At 35.1% G+C, this 9405-nt stretch carries 7 protein-coding genes and 1 pseudogene; 4 read left to right on the forward strand and 4 right to left on the reverse strand.

What is annotated here, in order from left to right; all coding sequences use genetic code 11:
• On the reverse strand, positions 1 to 476 hold a 476-nt coding region (locus ACFIMP_RS09000), incomplete at its 3' end, for an integrase arm-type DNA-binding domain-containing protein (RefSeq protein WP_375686285.1).
• Positions 477 to 1212: 736 nt separating this feature from the next.
• On the opposite strand from ACFIMP_RS09000, the gene ACFIMP_RS09005 reads away from it, so the two are divergent.
• Genes ACFIMP_RS09005 through ACFIMP_RS09020 form a run of 4 tightly spaced genes read left to right on the forward strand, consistent with a single transcriptional unit; the run spans position 1213 to position 5793 of the window.
• Complete coding sequence (locus tag ACFIMP_RS09005; RefSeq protein WP_375629497.1) at positions 1213 to 2451, forward strand: radical SAM protein; 1239 nt, start codon at positions 1213 to 1215, stop codon at positions 2449 to 2451.
• Positions 2444 to 4228 carry an MFS transporter gene (locus tag ACFIMP_RS09010; RefSeq protein ID WP_375612536.1) on the forward strand — a complete coding sequence of 595 codons (1785 nt, stop codon included), beginning with the start codon at positions 2444 to 2446 and terminating at the stop codon, positions 4226 to 4228. The genes ACFIMP_RS09005 and ACFIMP_RS09010 overlap by 8 nt, the downstream gene beginning before the upstream one ends.
• Positions 4218 to 4832, forward strand: coding sequence for a radical SAM family protein (locus ACFIMP_RS09015; protein WP_375613858.1), 615 nt, complete (start codon positions 4218 to 4220; stop codon positions 4830 to 4832). The genes ACFIMP_RS09010 and ACFIMP_RS09015 overlap by 11 nt, the downstream gene beginning before the upstream one ends.
• Positions 4801 to 5793 carry a hypothetical protein gene (locus ACFIMP_RS09020; protein WP_375613859.1) on the forward strand — a complete coding sequence of 331 codons (993 nt, stop codon included), beginning with the start codon at positions 4801 to 4803 and terminating at the stop codon, positions 5791 to 5793. The genes ACFIMP_RS09015 and ACFIMP_RS09020 overlap by 32 nt, the downstream gene beginning before the upstream one ends.
• A gap of 1059 nt (positions 5794 to 6852) precedes the next feature.
• Here the strand turns inward: ACFIMP_RS09020 and ACFIMP_RS09025 are convergent.
• The 3 genes and pseudogenes from ACFIMP_RS09025 to ACFIMP_RS09035 all read right to left on the reverse strand — a co-directional run.
• Positions 6853 to 7449: pseudogene (locus ACFIMP_RS09025) on the reverse strand (DUF7146 domain-containing protein); the annotation flags it as partial.
• Positions 7450 to 7549: 100 nt separating this feature from the next.
• Positions 7550 to 7750 carry a helix-turn-helix transcriptional regulator gene (locus ACFIMP_RS09030; RefSeq protein WP_015856172.1) on the reverse strand — a complete coding sequence of 67 codons (201 nt, stop codon included), beginning with the start codon at positions 7748 to 7750 and terminating at the stop codon, positions 7550 to 7552.
• A 207-nt stretch (positions 7751 to 7957) separates the two neighbouring features.
• Positions 7958 to 9124, reverse strand: a complete 1167-nt coding sequence (locus tag ACFIMP_RS09035; protein WP_375627875.1) for a tyrosine-type recombinase/integrase — start codon at positions 9122 to 9124, stop codon at positions 7958 to 7960.
• Between the last annotated feature and the right edge of the window lie 281 nt (positions 9125 to 9405).

The raw sequence follows: 9405 nt of genomic DNA on the forward strand, positions 1-9405 counted from the left end.
AGACGCATTAGTGCTGTTCGAGCAGTTCCAGCTTTTGTATGCCAAATAGGGGCAAGGGTATCGCGTATCTCTGTTTGAGTAATCTCTGAAACGGGTAGACAGCCTAATTTAGGGAGAATATAAAGACGTAAAGGTGAAAACCAATCACAAGCCTTACCATCATCTTTTAATTCAGCTTTCCGACTTTCAAAAGCATCTACGGCAATATCTTTTAAGTAATGAAGATTGCTTATTGCCTCACGCTTTTGTTTATTGCGTTCTTTAATGGGGTCACGCCCCTCACGTAAAACCGAACGCCACCCAGTTGCCAATTCACGGGCTTGTTTTAAAGAGACATCTCGCAACGCTCCCAAGCCCATTTCACGACGACGTCCGTGAAGGGTATACCGTAAAATCCATTGAGCACCTCCATCTTTACGCTTATGAAGTAACAAGCCGGCTTGTGACGTGCAAGCAAGTGGTTTTAGTTGATTCAACCATACACAGATTTGAAATGAGAGAATCCTACGTTATTTGGGATTCTTATTCGATATGAATAGTGCTAAATTATCATTATAAATCAATATGATTGTATCTTTAATAAGAAATAAAAGTTTGTATTTTGGCGTCGAGTAGAACCTCTTTTAAAAGTAATTTCACCGCAAGTAGTATTTCACAAAATTACAATTAAAACAGAAAAATAATTGAAAAATTTTTCTTCTGAGAAGCTGATTTACGCAACAACTATTCTTTATTTCAGCCCCAAAAAACCTTTTTAAAATTACTTGATAAAGCAGAGCATTGCATATTTCTTATTGTGATTAAAGTGAAATAGCCATTGAAAACAGGAATAATACTTTTTGAATGAACTTAATAATTAAAATGGAAACTAGCTGAGTACAAGAGTTTTTCGATTTATACCGGTATAGGCCAATTTATTTTCCAAACTGAATATTGCGTAATACAGTTAAATTGACTTTACAATTATAAAGTTGTAAATTTTTAGACTATTTACAAAATAATAATTATCTTTAATATATATCAAGGTACATAATAACAATATGAGGAGGATGTTATGTCATATAAAAAGCCGCAGGTGATTGGTACTGTGAATAGTGCAAGTTTAACTTGTTATAAACCATTGGCGCGAGATAGAAAAAAATAAAAAAGCAGGATAAGGGCGCAGCAGCGCCCTTATCCATTGTATTATTAAGAAACAATTTAGGAGGGGAAATGTTTCGTATCAATCTCGACGAGAATAGTATAACTAGATTAAATGATTTTCAGACTATTGTGCTTAATGATTCAGCTATAATTTTAATTGATTCAGTTTTTTTACAGAATCAGAAAATTGAAACTGTTGCGGCAAAGCTTAATGTAGAGACAGAGGTCTTAGCATCAGATTTTTCAATCTTGTTAAGAGAACTAGAAAAGAATGGTTTTCTTTTAAAGAAGGAAAACTTGATTAGTGCGTCAGATTCGATTTTTGATCTTAAAAAATTATGGGCACCTGTGACACCTATTATACATATTATCCAGAATTGCAATAGCCCTTGTATCATGTGCGATTGCTGGAAGATTAAGGAAAAAAATTGGCATACTCCAGAAAGTTTAATACCCTTATTTAGAATGTTGAAAGAAAAAGGAGCTGCCTCAGTGATGCTTTCTGGGGGAGAACCTTTAATGCATCCGAGGCTTAAAGATATTTTATTAACGTTGAATGAACTAGGTCTGCCTGTTGAATTAAATACCAATGGCATCTTATTGCATAAAAATTTATGGATTTCACAGTATGACATAAAAGAAATTGTTATTTCTATGGATTCGACTAGTGTCCAAGGATATTATGATATACGGGGGGCGAATAAATTTGATCGCGTGTGGGAAAACATTGAAACAGTTAAGAATCTTCAACCTCTGCAAAGTATAGGAATAAGAGCGACAGTTACTAAAGAGATTCTAGAAAATATTATTAATTTTATCGATTTTTGTATAAGCAAAGATGTCGATTATATCGGATTTAACCCGCTCGATACGTCGTCATTTTGTTTTTCTAGAAACAATAATACAAAGGATCGATCTAAGGCTTTAAGCAACAAAATTCTTCCGCCAAACGCCTCACTTTTTCATTTGAGAGATGAATTATCAAGGAAAGAATCCCCCCTCCAGATTTATATAGATAAAAAGTTCCAAGAAAGGAAAATCTCATGGACGTCACAAAATTTTGTAAATTGTATTAATTATTACTTAGGCGAAAATTCTGCGTACGTTTCGTCGCCGTTAATGTGTTTATTTCCATTTTCATCCTTGGTATTGGACTATAATGGAGATTTAAAAAATTGCTTTTATTCAGAAGCTTTTGGGAATCTACAAAATTATGAGGCAATAGATTGGTCTGCTCAAAGCGTTTTAAAATCTTTGAAAGAATCTGGCGCATGTAGCGGATGTCGTGGGAAGGTATTTTGTGGATAAGGTTAAGCAATTTAAGATTTATAGCGTTAGCAAGTCTACTGCTCTAGTGGTTGCTGTTTTACCACTTTTTTTGTCGGAAAAATTGCATTTGTCGCAAGCGGATATTGTTTTAATCGGTAGTTATTTTTTATTGCTTCCTTTGATCTTAGAAGTCCCCTTGGGTTTATTATCAGATGTTTATGGAAGTAAGCGCGTTATTTATACTGGGCTGTTTTTCTTTCTTTGCGGTTTTTTAGCTCTTTTTATGAATTATGCATATTTTGCTTACGCCACTTATTTGTTGTGTATCACATTAGCGGCCGCTTGTTTCTCAGGTGCGGAAGATAGTTTACTCTTTTCTGTAGTACCAAAGCATCGCACACTGTTTTCCGTTAAGTCCGAAGTGGCTGCTGTTACCTATAGTGTGACAACGGTACTTATTTTTTTAGGGGGAATACTTTATTATGTGCATCCTGCATTGCCTGTAATTTTTCAAATCCTTTCATTAATTTTTGCTATTTTTATGTTTTCAAAACTGACGAAGGGATTAGATAGTTTTCATATCAACGCTCATCCGAGTATTTTCACAGTTATGTGCGCCAGCCGTAAAGAAGTCAAAAACCCTTATCGCTTCACTCTTGTTTTTTTAAGTGCAGTTTCAGCTTTTGCTATTTTGGTTAATAATCGAACTGTTTCTATCGCATTTTCTGATTTTTTGCCATTTCAACCTGCTATTTTGGTTTCGATTATTTTTATCATTGGGAATTTTTTTTCAGCAAGTTCCAATATATTGTTTCAGAAGTATTTTTCAAAGTTTCAAAATCCTATTTTTCCCGTCTTAATGATTGGTTGTATGGTAACCATTGCTTTTTTTCTCATGTCATTTCAAATCATTGCGGCTCTTATATTAGGATTTTTACTGCTATGTGTTTTTAAATCTGCTTATCGATCTTATCTGTCGTCTCTTCTTATAAATTCACTGATTGATCCCAAAGCTATCGCGACTGTTTTATCATTTACAGCCATTATTACAGCTGTTGTATCCTTTGCATTCAGTTTTTTATACGGTCATGTTTTTTCAACATTCTGGCAAGCTAATTTGTGGTTGGCAGTGATTATGGCTGTGATTTTTGGGGTGTCTGCTTTAATTATTTTTGTCAGAAAACAAGAAATCATTTGGTTACAGCCTGAAAATGCACAATCGTCAAAACAACATTTCTTGAAACGCAAGCATCAAGAGTTTTGCTATGGGCAAATTTATCCGGAAGCATCGTGCATTAATGAAAACATCAAGGATGGCTCTTTTCGACAAAGTCTCTATCCTGCACCAAATTTGATAACACTTTGCGATGAAATAGTCGAATGGGAGTTTATCCGGGGTACTGTATTGAGCCAAATGGATTTGCTACATCAAAAGGCGATTATTGATCAAATCAATAAGATCTTTCAAGATCGATTAAGCAAGAATATAATCTTATCACATGGAGATTTACATCCTGATAATATCATTGTTACTTCTGATAGTTCTTTTATGGTAGTGGATTGGGATTTATGTCAAGAAGCCAGTCCGGAATTGGATATCTTAACATTTTTCACCAGTCCAAGATTATCTCTCAATTTAGAAGAACGGATAGACTATATTTCTCATTTGCTGTCTATATCAAAGGATGAAGCTTTACCAATGATAAAAGCGTTTGTGGCTAAAAAAATTTCTGATCTTTCTCTATACCAAAATATTTTCATGAAACAATTAGTATTGGATTATATGAACTTGAATAAGAAATTTCATGGGCGATAATATTGTAATTTGTAATGAAAATTGCAGTGCGGGCTGCAATCATTGTCCGTATTCGATGGAATATATGGTGAGAGATGACGCGTTGCCTGAATCTTTATATACAATAAATGACATAAAATCTGATTTTATTATTCTTTCTGGTGGAGAGCCTTTTGAGCTCGATTATGATTTACTTCATAAATATACTTGTATGTGTCTCATTTGCAAAAAATATTTTCGGATTGCAACAGGGGGGCACATCTATATTCAACCATATTTGAAGCTATTAAAGAGTAATCCGTTCTTTTTAGGGATACAAATAGGCACAGATGTTATTTCAGAGATAAGAAATCTAGACAGTAAAAAATATAAACAAACGTGGGTGCGTAACATAGAATGTATGAAAAAAGATAGCGTACCATATAGTGTGACGATTACTTTATCGGAGAGATTCGATTTGGCAGAAGTGTTAGCTCTAATACGTATCGCTACTCCCGAGTTCATTTTAGTTAATTTTGAAAATAGAAAAAAGTATGAGAATAGATTTCAGTTAAATATGATACGGGATTTTTTTTCTGGCTGTGAGATAAAATATGGATATACGCATCAGAGTTTACACCAATAAATATAAACTATCGGATTCTTTTCACAGTTCTTCTGGTGTGTTAGTTGAAAAAACAGAACTGATAATTTTATTTACTGCTCAGGATAAAGTTATTTCGCCCTTTGCTATGGAGTTGCCATTGTCACCTAGTCACGGAGAAATGCCGGACGATTTTATAAAATCTGTAAATGAACGATCAATAAATAAAAGTAAACACTTTGCAAATTCTTTAAGCTATTTCTTTGGGTTGGAAGATTTTTTTAAAAAAGTTGAAATGGCTAAAATTATTAATTCTGGATTAATGAAATCTATTAAAACGATAGGAATAGGTGCAATTATTGATGATGAGATACGTAATTACGATTTGATAAAATTGAAATCATCGAATCAGTATTTGGATGATACAATTGCAATTGTTAATGAAAACAAAAATGTAAAATTTATTATTGATTTCAATGCAAGTATTAATTTTGAGCAGTGGAATTATTTTATTGATAGGATAGATAAGAATAATTTGTTTGGAATAGAACAGCCTGTGAAATTTCCTTCAAAAATTCCAGATTTGGGTTTCTTAAATATCGCTGATGAGACATTCGTGAAATGTGGTTATGAAAAAATTCACGAATATGGCTATAATGCTTTTGTCTATAAGCCATTTGCAAGTAATATTAAAGAATTATATAAGTGTTTTGAGAATAAAAATAACTACGTTGGTATGGTTGGAAGTAATGTTTCAGGCCCTTTAGATTGTAGTTTTTGTAACATCATAAATCATTATATGCCTACCAAATTAGCAGGAAATCGTGCAAGTAATTTTGAAGCGCATCCGTTAAATAATAAAACTGAGGATTTAATGAGAATTCGAGAAAAAAAGATATCTCTCTCTGATGAATTGTTTATTTATCTTGATAAATTTTGCCAAAAGGTATCGGATTTGTATTTTGATATGAATCAATTAAAAGAAATTGCTACAAATATATAGTATTTCCCACTCTGAAGCAGCTATGTTTCGTGAATAGATATAGGACATACCGATGGAAGAACGATATGGTGCTTGTCTCATGTATCGGGATCTTATATACTAAAAGTGTCAAAGATGGTGGCAAAATTGGCTTTGATTTTTTTGATATTAGCAGTAATTTAAGCAGCAACTTGCCTTTTTTATTCAAGATTTTTGATGAGAAAGAATTATAGGTATTTCAGTTTGATGTAACTCAAAATAAGCGAACGGTATTTTTAAGCTTGATGTTTATTATAAAGCTGAGCTCAACCCCAATCAAAACAGTATGGCAGGTGGACTTATTATCTTACTTAAAAGGGGCTAGCTAAGAAGCATACGCTTGTTATTATATCGAATGTTCTCAATTTGCATTCGATTAAACTTACAAATCAAGATGGCTTTTATTCTAATATCATCAATACTGGGCTTTATAGATTAAACATTCAAGTCCAATAATTCGCAGAACAAATGAGCCATGCATCCAAAATGCCAATTACGAGTAATATAAATCCCAATGATATTGTAGCTGATATTCACTTAATACCATCAATACTCCCAAATGACTCCTATTATCGTAAGGTTTTTTTCTTTTCTCTTGAGATCATCACCAACGTCATAAAAATATATTTTACCATGCTGTTTCACGTTTGGATTTTTTACAAAAATAGAAATTTCCATAGAGTAGCTCAAGATCCTAAACAAAAATATTAAAATATAATGTTTTTTATTTTTTATTATTAAAAAAATAACATAAACATTGGAATAACTCTCCAAAAGCAACAAAACTCTTTGTAAGAAGAACTCTGATCATTTTCTTTGAAAAAAGAGCAATGAAGAGAATGTCACTAAAAAGAGCGTTGAGCGATTGGCTTGAAAAACTGTCAAAAGAGATTTCTCTATTGTGTGGTCCTATGATTTTTCACCAAGGTGAGCTATTCATAGCGTTTTGTAGGCCGACCGCCTTTTGGGTTTTGTCTTCATAAATTTCACGAAGATAGTTGTAACAGCATAAAAGCTCTAAAGTTTGTTAAATAATTCCTTATGTTTTGGATTGGCTTGGCTTAAATGCACCCCACCACCTGTTACAGATCCCAACATGGCTTTTGCTGGTTTTTGGTCTGTTTTGCAACCATTGGCTTGTAAAAAGGTTCTATGAATGGCGAAAGAGCCAGCGCCCTTAACAAGAGCCACCAACGCGGTCAGTGTAACCCCAGAGGGGTGCGAACATTTGTCGTAAAAGCGTAAATCAGGAGGCAAATCACATGTAATACCCCGCATACGTAAATAGGTTTCTGCTAAAGTGTTTTTAATAGGTTGGCTTTGTTGCCAAATTGCTTTTGCTCTCTCTGCTTTCTGTTTTGCTCGTTTGAGATCAGCACAAAACTGTTTGGAGAAAGAGAGCGTCTGATCATAAGCTTGTTTTCCAAGCAATCTAATTCTAATAAGCGCTTGTATGATCTCTCTAAAAGAGCAGCCAGAATAACAATAGAGCAATAAACGCCCATCATGTCCATTGGCAAGGGATAAGCTAGGCAGCCTATCATCATGAGCAGGGCAACGGGCTGTTCCATAACGCCCATGCCAAACCCCGCGCAAGGCACGTGTGATACCTTGCGCATTCTTAAAAGAACACATCATTGTAAATCCTATAACGTTGCGTCATAGGACGGATTGTGCTATCTCTAGGGTGATGAGTTTGAGAAAGCCTTGTCCGTCCTTACGTGACAAGGTTTTCTTTTTATGCCGCGTCGTTATAACGTTGCTGTTTTGCTTGTTCGATTACATTCAAAAGATCCGATTGTAACCAACGGGATAAAAAACCAAATTTTAAAGGTTTTGGGAGAGAGCCATTGGTCACATGACGGCGGAAAGTTGAGACACTCATATGAAGCAATTTTGCACTTTCACGGTCTGTTAAAAGAATATCATTTTCTGTCATTCTAAAATCCTTTCACTATAAAAATGGAAATAAATCATGCCTATTTATTAAGCACATTTTGGTTCATTTTTGAAGGTATTTTATTTATAGAAAACAATATTTTATCATAGTTTTTCTGATGTGATAATTTATGACTCTTATTGAGAAAAAATGAGAGAGAAGAGAGCTAAAGTTATCCACAGATCATGGGGTAAATTACCCCATATCTTAAGATTGACCCGTGACATAAGCCGCCCATTTATCCATATAAACGCGGCGCTGTTCTAAATAGTCAGTCCGACGATAGGCACGCTCTACTTTACCTCCTACTGTATGACTTAGAATGGTTTCAGCGACCTCATAGGGGGCATCGGTTGTTTCAGCAAGCCAATTGCGTAAACTAGAGCGAAAGCCATGCGGGCAGGCTTCAAGTCCAATACGTTTCATATATTGAGCCATACACCTATGCGCGAGGGGACCGCGACCTGTTGCAGAAAAGAAGAAATCATTGCGTGATAAAAGGCGCGCTTGTTTTAAAATGTCTAATGCTTCAGATGATAGAGGCACGCGAAACTCTTTTGTTGTATCACGCTTTCCTTTCATATTTTCAGCAGGGATAGTCCATATATCCCCATCAACTTGATCTTTATGGATATGACATAAAGGAAAAGTACGAACGCCTGTCAGAATAAGCAAACGTAAAGCCAGTTGTGTCATTGTTGTTGTTTCGCAAAGTGTTTTATAAAAAGCCGGAACCTTTCTCCAATCCATAGCTGGAAAATTTTGCGTTTTATGGCGTTGTTTGCCTAAGAGCGCGCGTGCTTTTTCTGTTGCTTGTAAATCAACATTCAAACCTAATGCAGCCGCATGTTTAAGACAAAGATTAAGACGTATCAATGCTTTCTCTGCTGTTGCAGCTTTTGTATGCCAAATAGGGGCAAGAGTATTGCGTATCTCTGTTTGAGTAATCTCTGAAACGGGTAGACAGCCTAATTTAGGGAGAATATAAAGACGTAAAGGTGAAAACCAATCACAAGCCTTACCATCATCTTTTAATTCAGCTTTCCGACTTTCAAAAGCATCTACGGCAATATCTTTTAAGTAATGAAGATTGCTTATTGCCTCACGCTTTTGTTTATTGCGTTCTTTAATGGGGTCACGCCCCTCACGTAAAACCGAACGCCACCCAGTTGCCAATTCACGGGCTTGTTTTAAAGAGACATCTCGCAACGCTCCCAAGCCCATTTCACGACGACGTCCGTGAAGGGTATACCGTAAAATCCATTGAGCACCTCCATCTTTACGCTTATGAAGTAACAAGCCAGCACCATCATTATATTTGCCAGCCCCCAATGTTGCGACAGATCTTGCATTAAGACGGTTCATAAGAGCCATTTTTTACTCCTTTCTTATATAAATTTGATCCACACATTCATCCCACTTGTTATGTGCAAATGAGTGGTTTTGATTGAAGCAATATAAACTGATTTAAAATGAGACAATCTTAGGTTATTCGGGACTCTCATTCAATATGAATAACGATAGATTATCATTATAAATCAATGCCTTGTAGAGATAGAGAGTGTCGATGAGGAGCACCCATGGTTTGTGCACGCGTTTGATTTGATTAAGGCGCGTGCAAAATACGAACTTTACAAGAATATCTTGAAAGATCC

It is taken from the genome of Bartonella sp. AP65SXKL, assembly GCF_042195725.1.
Classification (GTDB): domain Bacteria; phylum Pseudomonadota; class Alphaproteobacteria; order Rhizobiales; family Rhizobiaceae; genus Bartonella.